Source organism: Nocardia sp. NPDC005978 (genome assembly GCF_040614455.1).
Classification (GTDB): domain Bacteria; phylum Actinomycetota; class Actinomycetes; order Mycobacteriales; family Mycobacteriaceae; genus Nocardia.
In genome coordinates this window covers 87,089-104,727 of the sequence record NZ_JBEXUS010000003.1, presented here as the reverse complement: position 1 = coordinate 104,727, position 17,639 = coordinate 87,089, and the positions used below count along the sequence as shown (strand labels likewise).

The following is a 17,639-nucleotide window of genomic DNA, read 5'->3' as shown; positions in this document are numbered from 1 at the left end:
CCCCAAGGCTTTCGCGTGGGCCGCTCCTCAGCGAGACGACAGCCGACTTCAACGAGTACTTCGGCGTTGTACCCGACCAGCTTCCGCACGGCGTGGCACCCGGGGCCGGCTGATTCCGCTGCGGCGGGTGCCCGTGCGGCGGTTGTTGCCGGCCGTCGAGCCAGCCGAACCGGCCCCGATCGGGATCGGCTCATCACGCTGTTTGCGACTGCCGCGACGGTGCTGACCCCGCAATCGTCGGTGATCCCGCCGACATCGACGACGGCTGCGCGACTCCGGGCGGCACTGGTTTTCGACTCGCACCCGCAGCGCCCCCGCGGCGGTGGCTTCCTCAGTGCGTCGGAATCGGGCGCGAGTCGGCCCGAGCCGGGAGCTCGGGTTCGGACGTCGCCGACCGCAGCCGCCATACCGCCAGCGCGACCGCGCCGCAGCCGATCGCAACGACGACCGTGGTCCAGCCCGGAACCCAGGGGTCGGCGGGCGGGCCGTGGAACCACACCTTGGCCTCGCCGACGTGCCCGAAGCGGCGGCTGGTGATCACCGCGACCACCGAGGGCGCGACCAGCGTCATCAGGGCCAGCGCGGACGTGGACAGTTCGCGCGGCACGATCGTCCCGAAGCAGTAGCCGCCGATCGCGGCCGTCACGGCGGCCCCCGCGACGGTGAGCGACTCGGCGCGCACCGTGTTGTTGAGCACGGCTTCGAAGACGGCGAGCGACACCGTGGCCGGCACGGCGAGCACCGGGCGCGGATATCGAGCCCCCGCGGCCAGGCCGACGGCCACCGCCACCACCAGCACCGGCGCGGCCCAGCCCGGACTCGGCCCGGTCCCGACCACGCCGCCCGCCACCGCGAACGTCACCGCCATGGCGACGAGCACGCCGTCGCGCGCGGGCAGCAGCAGGGCGGCCAGCAGTGTCGCGAGCACCACGAGCACGCTCCCTGCGATCACCCGGAAGAACCAGTTGTCCTGTTCGGCAAGTACTTCGGTGCGGATCAGGGACGCCGACACCAGCACCAGCACCGCCGCGACCGGGCGCAGCGGGATCTCCTCGACCGGCACCGCCGAGTCATAGCGGTGCCGCCACAGACCCCAGCCGAGCAGCCCCAGCGCGATCACGAGGAGCACCAGGGAGGGCGGGTCGACCAGGGCCCACCGCACGAGGGGGTGCAGGTGCTCGCGATCGGCCGACGGCGTGACGCGGTTGCCGATGATGATGCCGGACAGCGCGCCGAGCAGCAGTCCCGCCCGGGCGAGGCTACGCCGGCCCGCGAGCGCGGTCAGCGCGCCCAGCAGGGCGCCGCCGACGATGGCGTCGACGTAGCCGAAGGTCGCCAGTTCGTGGGTCAGCCCGCGGGCCACCACGTGGCTGAGCGAGAGCAGCGCGCCGAATCCGACGGCGGTCAGCCACACCATGCGCATCGTCGCCGCCGCACACAGCACCGCGACGACCACCGCCGCCAGCGCCGCGGTGGCGGTGGCCCGCGGGACGTTGAAGATGAGCATCTGCAATTCCACGACCGAACCCCTTGCTGCCCAAGGGAAGTCGATCGGCACGGTGACCGCGAGACCCGCGACCGCCGCCGCGACGCACAGGGTCGCGACTTCCAGCCGATACCGCGCACCGCTACCCATCGCGCACTTCCTTCCGAACCGCCCCGGTCACTCCCGCCGGGTTCGATCGCACGCTACGAGCCCGCACGACGCCCGGCCTCACGCGATCCGGGTGAACAGCGCACCGTGTGACGGCCCGCACACCCGGAGTACGCTTTCTTCCGGTTGTCCGGTTCACCAGGCGCTTTGTCCGGTTCGCCACGTGCCGATCGGGTCGCTTCACCCGCAATGGGTGGGGTCCGGCGGACGCGGCGCTCCTAGCGTGAAGGCGAATCGATCGGAGCACCGCTCGGATACCCGTGTAGCCCCGCAGGACCGGTCCGGAAACGGAACAGGAGGATCCATGCGAATCGATGTACACGCGCACTACTGGACCGACGACTATCTCGACCTCCTGGTCGGACTCGGCAAAACCGACACCGCTACCCAGCGCGGAATGGGCGCGGAACTCGCGACCAGACTCCGGCTGATGGATCGCGCCGGGGTCGATATGCAGGTGCTGTCCAGCGCACCGCAGAACCCCTACGGCGAGGATCGGGTAAAGGCCGTCGCCGCAGCGCGTTTCGTGAACGACCAGTACGCCGGCGTGGTCGCCGCGTATCCGGATCGGTTCATGGCCTTCGCTTCCGCGCCACTACCGCACATCGACGCCGCCATCGCCGAAATACGCCGGGCGCTGGACGATCTGGGCATGGTCGGGGTGGCGCTGAACACCACCGCGCTCGGTCGCGCGCTGGTGGATCCCGAATTCGCCCCGGTGTTCTCCGAACTCGACCGGCGCGGCGCGGTGCTGTACCTGCATCCGGCGGGGAACAGCGCCTGCTCGCCGCTGATCGCCGACTATCACCTGACCTGGATGGCCGGCGCCCCGATCGAGGACACGATCAGCGTCATGCAGTTGATCACCAACGGTTTTCCGCTGCGCTATCCCAACATCCGGATCATCAATTCCCATCTGGGCGGTGCGCTGCCCATGCTGTTGCAGCGCGCGGACAACCAGTACCCGTGGGAGGCGCCGCAGACGCCCGAAGCGCCGAGTGTGATCGCCCGCATGATGTGGTACGACACCGTGGGGCACGGTCATCTGCCCGCGCTGCGGGCGGCCATCGACTCCTTCGGAGCGGATCGGCTCCTGCTGGGCACCGATTTCCCCTACGAGGCCGACAAGATCTTCGTTCGCGCGATCGACTACATCTCCGATCCGAGCATCGCGCCCGAGGAGTCGGCCGCGATCCTGGAAACCAACGCCGAGCGATTGTTCGGACTCGTGCACGCCGCGAGTCGCACCGCGTGATCTCCACGGCCGGCCCGCGTGGCCGGCGCGCCCGGGTGCTCCCGGTCGCATTCGTTTCGACCAGGCACGACATCAGCAGGCACGACATCAATGGAGAGGTAGACCCGTAATGGCAAAGCCGGCAATCGTTCTCGTCCACGGATTCTGGGGCGGCGCCGCCCACTGGGCGAATGTCATCGTCGAACTGAAGCAGCGCGGCTACACCGATCTGCACGCCGTGGAGAACCCCCTGACCTCGCTCGCCGACGACGCCGAGCGCACCCGCAAGATGGTTGCCCAGATCGACGGGCCGGTGTTGCTGGTCGGTCACTCGTACGGCGGCGCGGTCATCACCGAGGCCGGTGACCTGCCGAACGTGGTGGGCCTGGTCTACATCGCGGCCTTCGCCCCGGACGCGGGCGAGAGCCCGGGACAGATCACCCAGGAGCAGCCGCCCGCCGCCGCGGCGAACCTGGCCCCCGATTCCGACGGCTACCTCTGGGTCCGGCAGGACAAATTCCAGGAGAGCTTCTGCCAGGACCTGTCCGATGACGACGCGCTGGTCATGGCGGTGACCCAGAAGGCGCCGCTGGCCTCCACCTTCGGCGATACCGTCACCGCGCCGGCCTGGAAGGTCAAGCCCAGCTGGTACCAGGTGTCGACCGAGGATCGAATGATCCACCCGGACAACGAGCGTCGTATGGCGGCGCGGATCGAGCCGCGCAAGACCATCGAACTGGCCGCGAGCCACGCGTCGCTGGCCTCGCAGCCCAAGGCCGTGGCCGATCTGATCGACGAGGCCGCCGCCGAGCTCGGCTGAGCCCGGCCCGGCTCGCGGGCGCGGCGTCCTCCACACCGCCGGGGATACCGCGCCCGCGAGCGTCGGCACCGCCCGCGAACGCGTGTGAGGAAGACCATCGAACGCTTGACCAGCTCTTATTTGCGGTAGAGTCGCTGGCGGCGGTTGTGATGTGTCTGCACTCGAACCGGAGGTTTCGGTGACCACCTCACAACGAACAACTTCCTGTCCGCGATCGGCCATGGAGCGCTACGCGCCCTACCGGCCGCCCACGCTCGACTGCGATCCGCTCCCCCGTGCCGAGCTCTTCGACCGCATGGTCGCCCCGGATCCGGAACGCGGGGCGCCGGTGATCGTGCTGAACGCACCGGCCGGCACGGGTAAGACCGTACTGCTGCTGGACTGGCTCGAACGCCGACTGCGAACGCGCGCACCCCGGATCACCATCGCCTGGCTGACCATCACCGAATCCTTCGACCGGGATCGCACCCGCTGGCCCGTGGTCACCGGCGCGCTGTGCGAAGCACTGGGCATCGCTCCGACCCCGACCGGCAGCACGTTCGCCGCGCACGTCATCGACGCACTCGCAGATCGGGAGACCCCGACCGTGTTGGTTGTCGACGACGCGCACCTCATCACCGACTCCTTCGTGCTGGCCGCCGTGCAGTATCTGATCCGGCACGCACCGCCCGCACTGACCATCGTGCTGTCCGGCCGCTACGAGCCGCCGCTGCGCTGGCACGCCCTCGGGGCAGAGGGGCGCGTGGTGCGGATTCGCAAATGGGATCTGGCCCTGACCGAAGCCGAAGTGGCAGAACTGTTCACCCGGCACGGGTGCACCCTGGACGCACCCGGGCTGGCCACCGTCATGGCCCTCACTCAGGGCTGGCCCGCGCTGGTACGGATCGCGGCGCTGGTGGTGTCGGGCAGTGCGCAGGACCGTGCCGCCGCGCTGGCGGTGCTGGCGCGCCCCGCACCCGCCATGGTGGATTTCGTGGTCGGCGAACTGCTGCGACCACTGCCCGCGGACCTGGTCGAATTTCTGGTCCGGACAAGCGTTCCGGAGCGCTTCACCGAGGCGCTCGCGGACCGGCTGCAGGACACACCCGCACATGAGGCGCTGGATGAACTGCAGCGCAAGGGTTTTCCCTTCACCCGGCAATCGGAGCACGGCGAGCTGTGGTTCACCTACCACCCCATGGTGCGGGCGCACCTGCTCACCGAGGCTCGCGCACGCGGTGACGTCGCCCTGGCGCGGCTCCGCCTGGACAGCGCCGACTGGCTCATCCGCGCGGGGCAGCCGGCCGCGGCGCTACCGCACCTGGTGGCCCTGCCCGATCCGGAGCCACTGCGAAAGTTCATCCGGGACAACGGTCTCGGACTCGTTTTCGATGGCGACGGGCCGCGGCTGCTCGCCGAGCTGGACCGCGCCGGATCCGTGATCTCCGACGATCCCTTCGTGTGGCGATTGCGCGCCATCGACGCGATGGGACGCGGCGAGCACCGTGAAGCGCTCGCCTATCTCGATTTGATTCGCAGCCAGCCGATGTCGATACCGTCCCTGGCGCCGGCGTCCTGGCTCGACGCCCTGGGCCACGCACTGCGTATCGACGCCGTCCTCAGTTCCGGTGCGAGCCCGGACGACCTGGACGCGCACACAGGCCTGCCCGCGACCGGCAATCTCGATATCGACTGCTATCTCGCGATCCAGGCGGCCGGGGCCATGCTGTTGTCCGGCCGGATCGACCGGGGCGAAGCACTGCTGCGGTCCGGCATCACCCTGGCCGAGCACACCGGACGGCAGCGGCTGGTCATGCGGGCGCTGTCCCGATTGACGGTGGCGTCCATCTACTCGGGCGCGATCACCATCGCCCGCGCCCGCGCCCAGCACGCGATCGACTTCGCGGTACGGCACGAATTGCACGATGTCGCCGATACGCGGCATATGCGCCTGGTCATCGCGCTGGCCCGGTACGTCCAGGGCGAGAAGTTCGATGAACAGGCGATCTACGACATCGTGACGCACTGTCTCGAGTCCGAGAGTTCCGGAATGCCCGGCACCGGCCCGGCCACCCTGGCCTCGTGCCGCTTCCTGCTCAGCCGGATAGAACCGGACAAATACACCGCCGTCCATCGGGCGCGCACGAGCCTGCTCCGGCTCCTGGAGTCCACTCCGCTGCCACCGGGCAATCAGGGTGTGCAGCTGCCGGGCGTGGTGCGTTCCCTGCTGAAACTTCGTGAGCCGCGCCCGGCGCGGGAACTCACCGATCGGGCGCACGCGGCGCTGGGTGATACCCCGGAAGTGGTTCTGGCGCAGGCCATGCTGGCCGATGCGGCACACAAGCCGCGCTCGGCGCGCGCACTGCTCGAACCCCTGCTGCGGGGGGCCGAACGGATGTATCCGGTGACAGAACTGTCGGTGTGGCTGCGCTACGCGAGCGTGCTGCACCAGCTCGAGATGCCGGCCAAGGCCGCCACCGCGCTGGAAGCGGCACTGCGGCTCTCGGCCGCGGACGGGCTGGTCTCGCCGTGGATCGATGTGCCCGAGGCGATCGAGCTCCTCGATATCTACGCCGGGCGCTTCGGCCGCCTCGACGAGTACGCCGAAGGGCTGCGCCATCATCCGGCGGCGGTGCGCGACGGCACGCTGCCGCCACTGACCGAATCGGAAACCATTGTGCTGAAGCAGCTTCCGTCCGGGCGGACCACCGGGCAGATCGCGACGGACCTCGGGGTTTCCATCAATACCATCAAGACTCATCTGCGCGGGATCTACACCAAACTCGAAGCCAATACGCGGGTCAACGCCGTGGAGCGGGCCCGCCTGACCGGTCTGCTATAGCGGTTCGCGGACGAGACGGGCCGCCTCCGGCGGCGGTTGTGCTGGAAGGGTGGAGTGCGGCCCTTCTCGTCCGGGAACGCCGGACGATCTGCGGGGGATCGACCGACTCCGCCATGGTCCCCCGCCTCGGGCCGACGCCGCCAGGGCACTACCCATAGGGCTACCCATACCCGGCGGAACCCCCGCCCCGTTGACGCGAGGCACTCCGGATGCCACGAAGCGCCTCGCGTCGACGGGTCATGAACCGGCCTGGCGTGCGAATCACCATTGATTCCATCGTCCACCCGGCCGGGAAGCAGGTCGCGCGCCGATGCGGCGCGCCTGCGCGAAAGTGGGAGGTCGCCGGGAATCGGGCGAATTCGGGGGCGACCTCCCGGCTTCCAGCCTGCCGGATGGCGTGCCGCCCGCCCAGGGCCGAAGACGCCACGTTCGTACGAACACGCCACGAATGCCGGAAAAGCTCAGTTACGCATGGCCCAGCGGCGCAGTGCGCGCCGCAGGGAGGCGGGATCGGCGTAGCCGAGCAGGGCGGCCTGCTCGTCCCGGGTGAGCGCCGCCCCGGCGCTCGCCAGCAGTCGCCGGTGCCGGGCGCGTTCGAGTTCGCGGCGCCAGGTGGTGCCCTCGTCCGCCAGCCGGCGCTGCAGCGTGCGCGGGCTGACCGCGAACCGCCGCGCCACCGCTTCCAGGCCCGGAGCGCCCGCGGCCAGCGCGGCGTCCACTTCGTGCTCCAGCCGGTCGGTCCATCGAATGGAGCGGACCGGCGGTCCAGGCGGTGCGATATCGGAATCGCTGCTCCCGTCCGCCTTTCGCCCGGCCGGGAAACACGCCCCGGGGGCGTGGAAAACGGTGTTCATGTGTCCTTACCCCGCCGCGACACAAGTATGACCGGCGCACACCGGAATTCTGCGGGTGAGTATCGAATTACGTTTCCGCGCAATAGCTCTCGAGTTGGACCGAGTATCGCGTATACGCGCGCGAATAGCGTCGCCCGCGGTGAGCCCAGCCACATCGGGGTGATTTCACCCCGGCGACATCGCTTATTGCGGTCCGGGTCACAGGGATGGCATAGTGGGCGCAATTCTGAGACCGAGAAGTCTCACAGTCCGTGAAGGAATGTACCCATGAAGACCAGGGACAGGTTCAGCCGGTTGGCGCGGTTGGCGGTGGTCCCCATCTCCGCGCTGGTCGCGGTGATGGCGATGACCGTGCCGGCCGCGGCCGAGCCGGACGCACCGGCAACGCCGCCGATCGAACCCGTGAAGATGATCCCGCTGCCGCCCGAACTCGATCCGGGGTTCTACCGCCCCGCGCCCGAGATCGTGGCCGCCACCGCGCCCGGTGGGATCATCGCCGCCCGCCAGGTGAATCTCGCCAATTTCGGGCTCATCCCGCTCAACGTGGACGCCTGGCAGGTGTCCTACCGGTCCAATGACAGCCGGGACGACGCCATCGCGGCGGTCGCCACCCTGATCAAGCCGCGGGGCACCTCGCCGACCCCGCGGAAATTGCTCTCGGTGCAGATCGCCGAGGATTCCACCCAGGGCTACTGCAGCCCGTCGTACGCGCTGCAGCACCTGTCGCCCTCGACCTTCCTGGGGCAGATCGTCGCGCCCGCCGAATTCCTCTTCGCGCAGGCCGCGCTGCAGCAGGGGATGGCCGTGGTGATCCCCGATCACCAGGGTCCGAATTCCGCGTACGCCGCGGGCCCGCTCGGCGGCCGCATCACCCTGGACGGCGTGCGCGCCGCGACCTCGTTCGCGCCGCTGGAGGCCGGACCGGGCGCGCCGACGGCGCTGTACGGCTACTCCGGCGGGTCCATGCCGACCATGCACGCAGCCGAGATGCGCAAAACCTATGCGCCCGAATTGAATATCGTCGGCGCGGCCTCCGGCGGCACCGGCGCGGATCTGGGCGCGGCGCTGAACATGGCCAACAACCAGGCCACCGCGGGCCTGGTCTTCGGCGCGGTGCTCGGCCTGTCGCGCGAGTACCCGGAGTTCAAGGCACTGCTGGACACCAAGCTCAACCCCGTCGGGCAGGTGCTCAGCGCGATCAAGGCCCCGCTGTGCGTGCAGTACCAGACCGCGCTGCTGCCGTTCCTGAACATCTACGGCCTGATCAACAGCCCGGATCCGTTCGCCGAGCCCGCGGTGCAGAAGGTGCTCGCCGATACCAAGCTGGGTACCACGCTGCCGGACGTGCCGCTGTACATGTGGCATTCGCAGTGGGACGAGATCCTGCCGCTGTCCTCGGCCAACCAGCTGGTCGACACCTACTGCGCCGATCCGTCCGCCCGGGTGACCTACACCCGCGACTGGGCGAGCGAGCACGTGGTGGCCGAGGTCGTCGGCGGCCCGGCCGCGCTCATGTGGCTGTTCGACCGGCTCGACGGCAAGCCGGCGCCGACCGGCTGCTCCACCACCGACATGCCGTCCATGCTCGGCACCCCGGGTGAGCTGGAAATGCTCGGCCACACCCTGGGCGAGACCCTGGCCTCCTTCTTCGGAAAGCCCATCGGCGCGGCCTGATTCGGCCCCCCGGCGATGCGACGAGCGCCGGCACGACACCCTCCGCGAGTGTCGTGCCGGCGTTCTGCTGTCCGGCGGAAGCCGGTCGGCGTCCCCGCTCGATGAGGACGAGCCGGAACGAGTTGCCAGCGCGGGACACCCGAGGGCGCGTGCAGTTCCGCGACCCCGCAACGCAACCCGTTGCCGCTCTCCGAATCACGTCCGGAACAGCCGCCGGGCGGCGAGGCAACGGCGCCTCGAGTTCTACGACCCCGCACCGAAATCTGCTGCCGCTCTGCGAATCACAGCCGGGTGCAGCAGATGACACCTGCGACTGGGGGCGGAACCCGGGCCCCGGATACGCCCAACGTCAGTGCGCGGTCGCCGGTTCGGCGCGGGCGAGCAGTTCCTCGATGACCCGGAGCGTCTCCCCCGCGCCGTCTTCGGCGGTTATGCGGGCGGCGACCTGGACGGCGTTGGCGCGCAACGCGGTATCGGTCACGGCCCGGGTGATCGCGTCGGTGAGCCGGGGCGCGGTCAGCTCGGACTCGGGGATCAGGTCGGCGGTCACGCCGAGCAGTGCGGTGCGGTGCGCCCAGAACCGCTGTTCGGGGATCTTCGGTACCGCGACGGTCGGGATGCCGGCGCGCAGCGCGGCGGCGCAGGTGCCCGCGCCGCAGTGGTGCACGGCCGCTGCCAGCTGGGGAAAGAGCCAGTCGTAGGGGATCTCACCGATGTTCAGCACATCCTCATCGGTGACGCCCAGCCCGGACCAGCCCGCCTGAACCAGGCCGCGCACCCCGGCCGCCCGCAGCGCGATGCGCACCATCGCGCCCAGCTCGGCGGTGCGTTCCGGGGAGTTCATGTTGCTGCCGAAGCTCACCAGTACCGGGGGCGGGCCCGCCGCGAGGAATTCCACCAGCGCCGCGGGCGGTTCGAAATCGGCGGGCCGGGCGGGCCACCAGAAACCCATCACCTCGAGTCCGGGCCGCCAATCCGCCGGCCGGGGCACCAGGGTGGGTGAGAACCCGTGCAGGATCGGCCATTCGGCCGCGGTGCGCCGACGGCGCAGTGTGCGCGCCGAGACCCGGGGCAGCCCGAGTTCCCGCCGGAACCCGGCGATGACCGGGCGGTAGTACCGATCCACCACCCACGCTCCGGCGTCGGCGAACAGCCGATTGCCCAATCGGCCGCGCGACCAGGCGCCGGTGAAGGACGGCGGGAAGTCGCCGGTGGCCGACATGTGCTGCAAACGCACACCCGCGGTGGGGATTCCGCGCGCCTGCGCGAACGGATGTCCCGCGAACTCGGCGTACGGCGAGAGCAGCAGCAGGTCGACGGGCTCGTTCCGCAGCGCCGCGATCAGCCCTTCGCCGATCACGCGGAAGCCGAGCCGAGTGTTGAACTCCTTGGTGATCCGGTCCTGAATTTCCGCCTCGGTCCCCTCGAACCCGAAGTTCAGACCCAGTTCGATGAAGCGCAGTCCACACCCGGAAATCATTGCCGCATAGGGCTCGTGGGCGGCGATGGCCACCTCGTGCCCCGCGTCGCGCAGCCGCAGGCCGAGCCCGGTCAACGGCGCGACATCCCCCCGCGTACCGATCGCGACGATCACTATCCGGCTCATCGTTCCCCCGCTTCCGTGAATGCAGAGGTCGCGGTGGGCTGCGCCGGAATCGCCGAGGTCTCAACGGACTGCGTTGGAACCGCCACAGTCTCAACGGACTGAGATGTGACCGACGGGGTCTCGACGGTATGCACCGAGGCCGACGGGGTGACGAGCGGCTGTGTCGAGTTGGCTCCCCCCGATGCCGCGATGGTCGATGCCGGTGAATTCGCGAGGTGCGATTCGATGATGCGCACGGCTTCGCCGATCCCGTCCTCGGCCGCGAGGGCGGCGGCCGTGCGGGCGGCGTTCATCCGCACTCCGCTGCCGGTGACCGCGAGGCGGATCGCGGCGGCCAGGCGGTCGGCGGTCAGTTTCGGGTAGGGAATCGTCGCGGCGCTGACCCCGAGCCGGCGCAGGCGTTCGGCCCAGAAGGGCTGATCCGAGTACACGGGCACGGCGACCGCGGGCACCCCCGCGCGCAGGCCCGCCGCCGTGGTTCCGGCTCCGCAGTGGTGCACGACCGCCGCCATGCGCGGGAACAGCCAGTCGTGCGGCACCTCACCGATGGTGAGGATGTCCTCGCCGGTGACGTCGAGCTGGAGCCAGCCCGCCTGCACGACGCCGCGCACACCCGCCTTGGCCAATGCCTCGCCCACGAGTTTCGAGGCCCGGGCGCTGTGTTCGGCGCTGTCGACCATGCTGCCGAAGCTCAGGAAGACCGGCGGCGGACCGGCTTCGAGGAATGTCACCAGATCGGCGGGCGGTTCCCAGTCCAGCGGCCGCGGCGGCCACCAGTACCCGGTCACCTCGAGGCCCGGCCGCCAGTCCGCCGGACGGGGCACGACGTGCTCGGAATACCCGTGCAGCACCGGCCATTCCGCTGTGGTACGGCGGCGGCGCAGTTCGCGGGCGGGCACCGCGGGCAGGCCCAGTTCCGCGCGCAGATCCGCGATCGCCCCGCCGTAGGCGCGATCCACTATCCACGCGCCCGCCTCGGCGGCCATCCGGTTGCCGAACCCGCCCAACGAGAACGCACCCATGGACGAGGGCGGATTGTCGGCGGTCGCGGACATCGGCTGGAATCGCAGCCCGATCGCGGGAATCCCCTTGGCCTCGGCGAGCGCGAGACCGGCGAACTCCGCGGGCTGGGAGCACAGCAGCAGATCGGCGGGCTCGTCGCGCAGGGCCTCGATGATGCCCCGGCCGGTGGCGCGCACCCCGGCGGGCGAGGCGAAAGCCCAACCGGCCTTGCGCTTGTCGACGTCCGGGGAGGTCATGTCGATGTCGAGGTTGGTCGCCATGAGCCGGAATTCGAGCCCGCAGCCGGTGACCAGTTCCTCGAAGACCGAATGCGCGGCGACCGTCACCCGATGCCCGGCCTCGCGCAGGCGCACCCCCAGACCGGTCAGCGGCGCGATGTCGCCGCGACTGCCGATGGTGACGATGACTATGCGGCTCATGCGCCCGCCTCCACCGTCGCCAGGATCGAAAGCCACTGCGCCACGATCTCGTTCACCCGCTCGATTCCGATGCCGCCGGTGGGCGAGTGCACCGAGTAGTGCACGCTGCGCACCCCGCCGAGTTCGCTGGTGCCCAGGAACATGCTCAGGTCGAAAACCGTCAGGCGCGCCTGTTCGGCCGAATGCGCGCCCGGAATCCACACGCCGACATCGCCGAGGAAATTGAAGTAGAACTTCGGGAAATTGAATCGCGCCACGTGCGGCCAATTGCGCGGGTCGTGCCAGAAGAGCAGGGTGAAGTCCTCGGGGTGGGCGGGATAGCGCGCGATGGCATCGCGCAGGCGGGCGCCGTGATCGCCGGGCGCCGGGCGGACCAGCCAGGGATAGTCGTCCGAGAGCCAGGCCACGGTGCGGCTCAGGTCGGTGCCGGGGCGCAGGCGGCTGTAGCGGCCGTGCTTCTGGACCTGGATCGAGCGCGGCACGCCGAGCACGTCTTCGATGGCCAATCCCAGTGCCACCAGCAGGATTCGCGTGTAGGAGGCGTCGAACGCGCCGGGCAGCGCGTCGAGCAGGCGGGCGGCGACCGCGCCCTCGATGACGCCGTCCCGGTGCGCGGAGGCCGGTTCGGCGGCGCGCTCGAGCAGATTGGGTTCCGAATCCGAGGCCGCGAGCCAGGATTCCAATTCCCCGGCGCGGGTGGGCGCGAGCTCATCCAGGAATTGCGCCCACTCCGAACCACTGATGGGTTCGGGCGTCAGCGAAATGGCTTCGCCCGCTTCCCATTGCCGGCAATAGGTGGCGACGTCGTCCCACATGACCCACATGGCCACGCCGTCGATGGCGATGTGGTGAATGGTGAGCAGCAGGATATTGACGTCGAACGAGCGGGTGAGCAGCGCGGCGGTCACGATCTTGCCGGTCGGCGGATCGATGCGCAGATTACTCTTCGCGGTCTCCTGCGCGATCACCTGCGCGATCTCCTCGGGGCCCACGTCCTCGATGTCGACGAGCCGCAAATCGATTCTGTCGCTGTTTGTTTCGGCGCCGATCTCGGTGTCGATCAGGCAGGCGGCCTGTTCGCCGTAGCTGTACCGGCTGCGCAGCGATTCATGATTGTCGATGAGCGCGCCGAGCAGTTTCCGGCCCTCGTCCGCGCCCATCGACACCGGGACGGGGCAGGGAATGGTGATCCCGAATACGCCCGGATTCGCGTCCCAGGTCAGGAATTTCTTGGCGGCTGCGGTGAGCCGCCCGGGGCGCAGGGCCGACTGGTCCGGCCGGGTGGAATTCATCAGGCAAATATTGAATGCGCAGTGCCGGTTGGCAACTGGCCGGATACCCCAGTCATGACCTCGATCGGCGGGCGGTACCACCGGGCGGAATACCGGCGCCGACGGGTACCACCGGCAGGGGTACCCGTGCTCGCGTCCGCCGAGGTGGGCGCGGCGGATCGAATCCGGCGATTCGCCGAGGCGAAATGCCGTTCCCGCCACCGGATGGCAAGTCCGCCGGGTACATTCGATCGGCCCGTCACGATCTCGACCATCGCTGCCGTGAAGTTCCCGCGCGTCCACCGGAGGAGTCATGACACCGCTGCATGTTCTCGCGCTCGTCGGCAGTCTGCGCGAGGCGCCGGTGAGCAGACTGCTGGCCGAGGCCGCCGAGCGGACGGCGCCGCCCGGTATCGAGGTGGCGATCTTCGAGGGGCTGGATCAGCTGCCCGGCGTCCCGGCGGAAGGCGACGGGTCCGCCGAGGACTCGGAGGCGGTCGCACGGCTGCGCGAGTCGATTCTGGTCGCGGACGCGGTGCTGGTGTTCGCGCCCGCTATCGACGATCTGCTGCCCGGCCCGTTGCGCGCCGCCATCGACTGGGCCTCGCGCCCCTACGGCGAGGGTGCGCTGGAGGGCAAGAAGACCGCGCTGCTCGCACCGGCCGGCGGGGTGAGCGCGCAGGCGCGCGCCCTGGTCGACCTGCGCAGAATCATCACCGTGGCCGGGGGCGTGCTGGTGGAGAACGCGTGCGCGACCATCGGCCGGGGTACGGACCGGCCCGAGCACGAGCATCCGGCCGACGACGCCGACACCGTCGCGCAGCTCGCCGAGCAGTTGCGCCTGCTCGGCACGGCGGTGCGGCCCGGAGCGGTGCGCACCTGATCACGGCCCCGGACACCGGGCGGTAAGCCGAAGTTCCGCGGGGCACCGCTCGGTGTTCACGAGCCACCCGCGTCCGGGACGTACCGTGAGATATGGCCATGTCGCGTCGGCAGTTACTGAGATTCGGCGCCGCCGGATCCGCCGCGGTGCTCGCCGGCACCGGCGTCGCCGCCGGTTCCCGGTTCACCCGGACCCGTCCACTGGGCGGCTACCCCTTCCGGCTCGGGGTCGCCTCGGGTGATCCGCTGCCGGACGGAATCGTGCTCTGGACACGGCTCGCACCCGACCCGCTCGCCCCGGACGGGCACGCGGGGATGGCGAACGCACCGGTCACCGTGGAGTACGAGGTCGCGCACGACGAGGCGTTCACGCGCGTGGTCACGCGCGGCAGCGCGACAGCCACCCGCGAACTGGGCCATAGCGTGCATCCGGAGATCACCGGTCTGGAGCCGGACCGGTGGTACTTCTACCGCTTCCGCGCGGGCGCGGACATCTCACCGATCGGGCGGACGCGCACCGCGCCCGCCGCCGGGCAGGCCATGGCGCGCATGCGCTTCGCCTTCGCCTCGTGCCAGTCCTGGAGTTCGGGGTACTTCACCGCCTACGACCACATGGCCCGCGAGGACCTGAACCTCGTGGTGCACCTGGGCGACTACATCTATGAACGGGCCTGGACCAACGGCCGCGGGCAACCGGACGAGGAGGCGCCCACCGGTGAGGCCGTGGACCTGCGCGGTTATCGGCTGCGCTATTCGCAGGCCAAATCCGATGATTCGCTGATGGCCGCGCACGCCGCGTTCCCGTGGCTGGTCACCATGGACGACCACGAGGTGGACAACAACTGGGCGGGCGATACCGGCGGGATCGGCGTGGACGTATACCGCTACCTGTCCCCCATCTTCCGCCAGCGCCGGGCCGCGGCCTTCCAGGCCCTGTACGAGCATCAGCCGCTGCGGATCGCGCAAATGCCCAGCGGCCCGAACATGCTGCTGCACCGGCGCTACGGCTTCGGCGACCTGGTGGACTTCACCCTGCTGGACACCCGCCAGTACCGCAGCAAACAGGCGTGCGGCGACGGCAGCCTGGTGTCCGGCTGCGACGATCGGTACGCCGATGACCGCACGATTCTCGGTGCCCGCCAACGGGATTGGCTACTGGACGGGCTCACCTCCTCCCCCGCGCGCTGGCAGATCCTGGGCAATCAGGTGGCCATGGCGCGCTCGGATTACGACCCCGGGCCCGCGGTTCGCCTGGGCACCGACGCCTGGGACGGCTATGTCGCGGACCGCAATACGCTGCTGGGCGCGGCGGCCGACCGCGACGTGCGCAATCTGGTGGTGATCACCGGGGACCGGCACCACAACTACGCGGCGGATCTGCGGCGCGAGTTCGACGATCTCGAATCCGCGGTCGTCGCGGCCGAATTCACCGGCACCTCGATCAGCAGCGGCGGTGACGGCGCGGATATGAACGACACCGGCCGCACCCTGCTGGCCGCCAATCCGGATGTGAAGTTCTTCAACAGCCAGCGCGGATACGTGCGGGTCACCCTCGATCACGAGCGGTTGCACAGCGACTTCCGGGTCGTCCCGTACATCCGCCGACCGGGCGCGCCCATCGCCACCCGGGCGGGCTACGTGGTGCGCGACGGCGTGCCCGGGGTCGTGGAGGCGTGGAGTCCGGCCGCCCCGGATTCGGGCGCGGCAGCGGATTCCGCCAACCGGGCGGGCGGGGTGCGCGGGAGCGGCAACTGATCAGTCCAGCGGCCCGGTGATCGATTCCGCGGCCGCGACCAGTGCCCCGGTGGCAGCCAGGCGCACCGCCGCGGCGATCTCGGGCGCGAGATAGCGATCGGCGCCGGGGCCGGGGACCGACTCCCGCAGCGCCGCGATGACCGCGGCGGTCGCGGGCGCCGGGGACAGCGGCGCGCGTAGGTCGATTCCCCGTGCGGCGGTGAGTATCTCGATGGCGAGCACCCGGGTGAGGCCGTCGACCGAGCGGCGGAGCTTGCGGGCCGCGGCCCAGCCCATGGAGACGTGATCCTCCTGCATCGCCGAGGACGGTATCGAATCGGTGCTGGCCGGATTCGCCAGCCGCTTGAGTTCGGACACGATCGCGGCCTGGGTGTACTGGGCGATCATGTGGCCGCTGTCGACGCCCGGATCGTCGGCCAGGAAGGCGGGCAGCCCGTGATTGCGCGCCACGTCCAGGAAGCGGTCGGTGCGCCGCTCGCTCATGCTCGCCACGTCGGCGGCGGCGATGGCCAGGAAGTCCAGCACGTAGGCGACCGGGGCGCCGTGGAAATTGCCGTTGGATTCCACGCGCCCGTCCAGGGTGACCACCGGATTGTCCACCGCGCTGGCGAGTTCGCGCTCGGCGACCGTGCGGGCGTGGGCGAGGGTGTCGCGGGCCGCGCCGGCGACCTGCGGGGCGCAGCGCAGGGAGTACGCGTCCTGGACACGGGCGCAGTCCGCGCCGCGATGGCTGGCCACGATCGCCGAATCCGCCAGCAGGCGACGCATGTTCGCCGCGGCGGCCGCCTGGCCCGGATGCGGGCGCAGGGCCTGTAGATCCGCGGCGAACACCCGATCGGTGCCGAGCTGACCCTCCACGCTCATGGCCGCGGCCACATCGGCCAGCCGCAGCAGGTGTTCGAGGTCGGCCAGCGCCAGCACCAGCTGGCCCAGCATGCCGTCGGTGCCGTTGATCAGCGCCAGGCCCTCCTTCTCCCCGAGCACCACCGGGCCGAGACCGTGCCGGGCCAAAGCGTCGGCGGCGTCCAGGATTTCGCCGTCGGCGGTGCGCACCCGCCCTTCCCCCATGACCGCCAGGGCGACGTGCGCCAGCGGGGCGAGATCGCCCGAACAGCCCAGGCTGCCGTATTCGTACACGACCGGGGTGAGCCCGGCGGCGAGCAGATCGGCGTAGGCCCGGGCGAGTTCGGGTCGCACGCCGGTGCGGCCGGTGGCCAGGGTGGACAGGCGCAGCAGCATGAGCGCGCGCACGACCTCGGGTTCGACCTCGGGTCCGGATCCGGCGGCATGCGAGCGGATGAGACTGCGCTGCAACCGCGTTCGCAGCTCCGGCGGAATGTGCCGGGTGGCGAGCGCGCCGAAGCCGGTGGAGACGCCGTACACCGGCTTCGGATCGGCGGCGAGCTCGCGAATCCGGGCGTGGCTCACGGCCATCGCGGTCACGGACTCCGCGGCCAGTTCCACCGCGGCGCCGTACCGCGCCACGCGGAGAACCTCATCGCGTCCGACGGGCCCGACGCCCACCGTGACGGGACCGTCCGGCGCAGGTCGGGCGGCGGTGTGATCGATGGAGGCGCGCAGCGGCCTCTCCCTTCTCCTCGGCGAGCTCGAACCCCCGGGCACGAT

The 17,639-nt window shown here is 70.3% G+C and carries 11 protein-coding genes and 1 pseudogene; 6 read left to right on the top strand and 6 right to left on the bottom strand.

Annotated features, from left to right (window positions below; all coding sequences use genetic code 11):
- Positions 1-331: 331 nt before the first annotated feature.
- Positions 332-1,636 carry a hypothetical protein gene (locus tag ABZ319_RS02440; RefSeq protein WP_354984495.1) on the bottom strand — a complete coding sequence of 435 codons (1,305 nt, stop codon included), beginning with the start codon at positions 1,634-1,636 and terminating at the stop codon, positions 332-334.
- Between the two features lie 322 nt (positions 1,637-1,958).
- Here ABZ319_RS02440 and ABZ319_RS02435 point away from each other — a divergent pair, with 322 nt between their 5' ends.
- The 3 genes from ABZ319_RS02435 to ABZ319_RS02425 all read left to right on the top strand — a co-directional run bounded on the left by ABZ319_RS02435 (position 1,959) and on the right by ABZ319_RS02425 (position 6,529).
- Positions 1,959-2,909, top strand: coding sequence for an amidohydrolase family protein (locus ABZ319_RS02435; protein ID WP_354984494.1), 951 nt, complete (start codon positions 1,959-1,961; stop codon positions 2,907-2,909).
- A gap of 109 nt (positions 2,910-3,018) precedes the next feature.
- Positions 3,019-3,708 (top strand): alpha/beta hydrolase, encoded by a 690-nt coding sequence (locus ABZ319_RS02430; protein WP_354984493.1) that lies wholly within the window; start codon positions 3,019-3,021, stop codon positions 3,706-3,708.
- A gap of 178 nt (positions 3,709-3,886) precedes the next feature.
- A complete protein-coding gene (locus tag ABZ319_RS02425) occupies positions 3,887-6,529 on the top strand; it encodes a LuxR C-terminal-related transcriptional regulator (RefSeq protein WP_354984492.1) in 2,643 nt (880 codons plus the stop codon).
- A gap of 461 nt (positions 6,530-6,990) precedes the next feature.
- Here the strand turns inward: ABZ319_RS02425 and ABZ319_RS02420 are convergent, their stop codons facing one another.
- Entirely contained in the window at positions 6,991-7,383 is a 393-nt protein-coding gene (locus ABZ319_RS02420) for a helix-turn-helix domain-containing protein (protein WP_354984491.1), read from the bottom strand.
- 267 nt (positions 7,384-7,650) lie between these two features.
- Here ABZ319_RS02420 and ABZ319_RS02415 point away from each other — a divergent pair, with 267 nt between their 5' ends.
- A complete protein-coding gene (locus tag ABZ319_RS02415) occupies positions 7,651-9,057 on the top strand; it encodes a lipase family protein (RefSeq protein WP_354984490.1) in 1,407 nt (468 codons plus the stop codon).
- Between the two features lie 349 nt (positions 9,058-9,406).
- Here ABZ319_RS02415 and ABZ319_RS02410 read toward each other — a convergent pair whose 3' ends face one another.
- The 3 genes and pseudogenes from ABZ319_RS02410 to ABZ319_RS02400 form a co-directional block, all read right to left on the bottom strand.
- Entirely contained in the window at positions 9,407-10,663 is a 1,257-nt protein-coding gene (locus tag ABZ319_RS02410; RefSeq protein WP_354984489.1) for a glycosyltransferase, read from the bottom strand.
- Positions 10,664-10,905: 242 nt separating this feature from the next.
- Positions 10,906-12,105: pseudogene (locus ABZ319_RS02405) on the bottom strand (glycosyltransferase); the annotation flags it as partial.
- The gene (locus ABZ319_RS02400; RefSeq protein ID WP_354984488.1) at positions 12,102-13,397 is read right to left on the bottom strand and encodes a condensation domain-containing protein; all 1,296 of its coding nucleotides are present in this window, start codon (positions 13,395-13,397) and stop codon (positions 12,102-12,104) included. The pseudogene ABZ319_RS02405 and the gene ABZ319_RS02400, both read right to left, overlap by 4 nt.
- 292 nt (positions 13,398-13,689) lie before the next feature.
- Between ABZ319_RS02400 and ABZ319_RS02395 the strand changes: the two genes are divergently transcribed.
- Positions 13,690-14,259 (top strand): NAD(P)H-dependent oxidoreductase, encoded by a 570-nt coding sequence (locus tag ABZ319_RS02395; protein ID WP_354984487.1) that lies wholly within the window; start codon positions 13,690-13,692, stop codon positions 14,257-14,259.
- A gap of 92 nt (positions 14,260-14,351) precedes the next feature.
- On the top strand, positions 14,352-16,013 hold the full coding sequence (locus tag ABZ319_RS02390) for an alkaline phosphatase D family protein (protein ID WP_354984486.1): 1,662 nt from the start codon (positions 14,352-14,354) through the stop codon (positions 16,011-16,013).
- Here the strand turns inward: ABZ319_RS02390 and hutH are convergent, their stop codons facing one another.
- Positions 16,014-17,582, bottom strand: a complete 1,569-nt coding sequence (gene hutH / locus ABZ319_RS02385) for a histidine ammonia-lyase (protein ID WP_354984545.1) — start codon at positions 17,580-17,582, stop codon at positions 16,014-16,016.
- Positions 17,583-17,639: the final 57 nt, after the last annotated feature.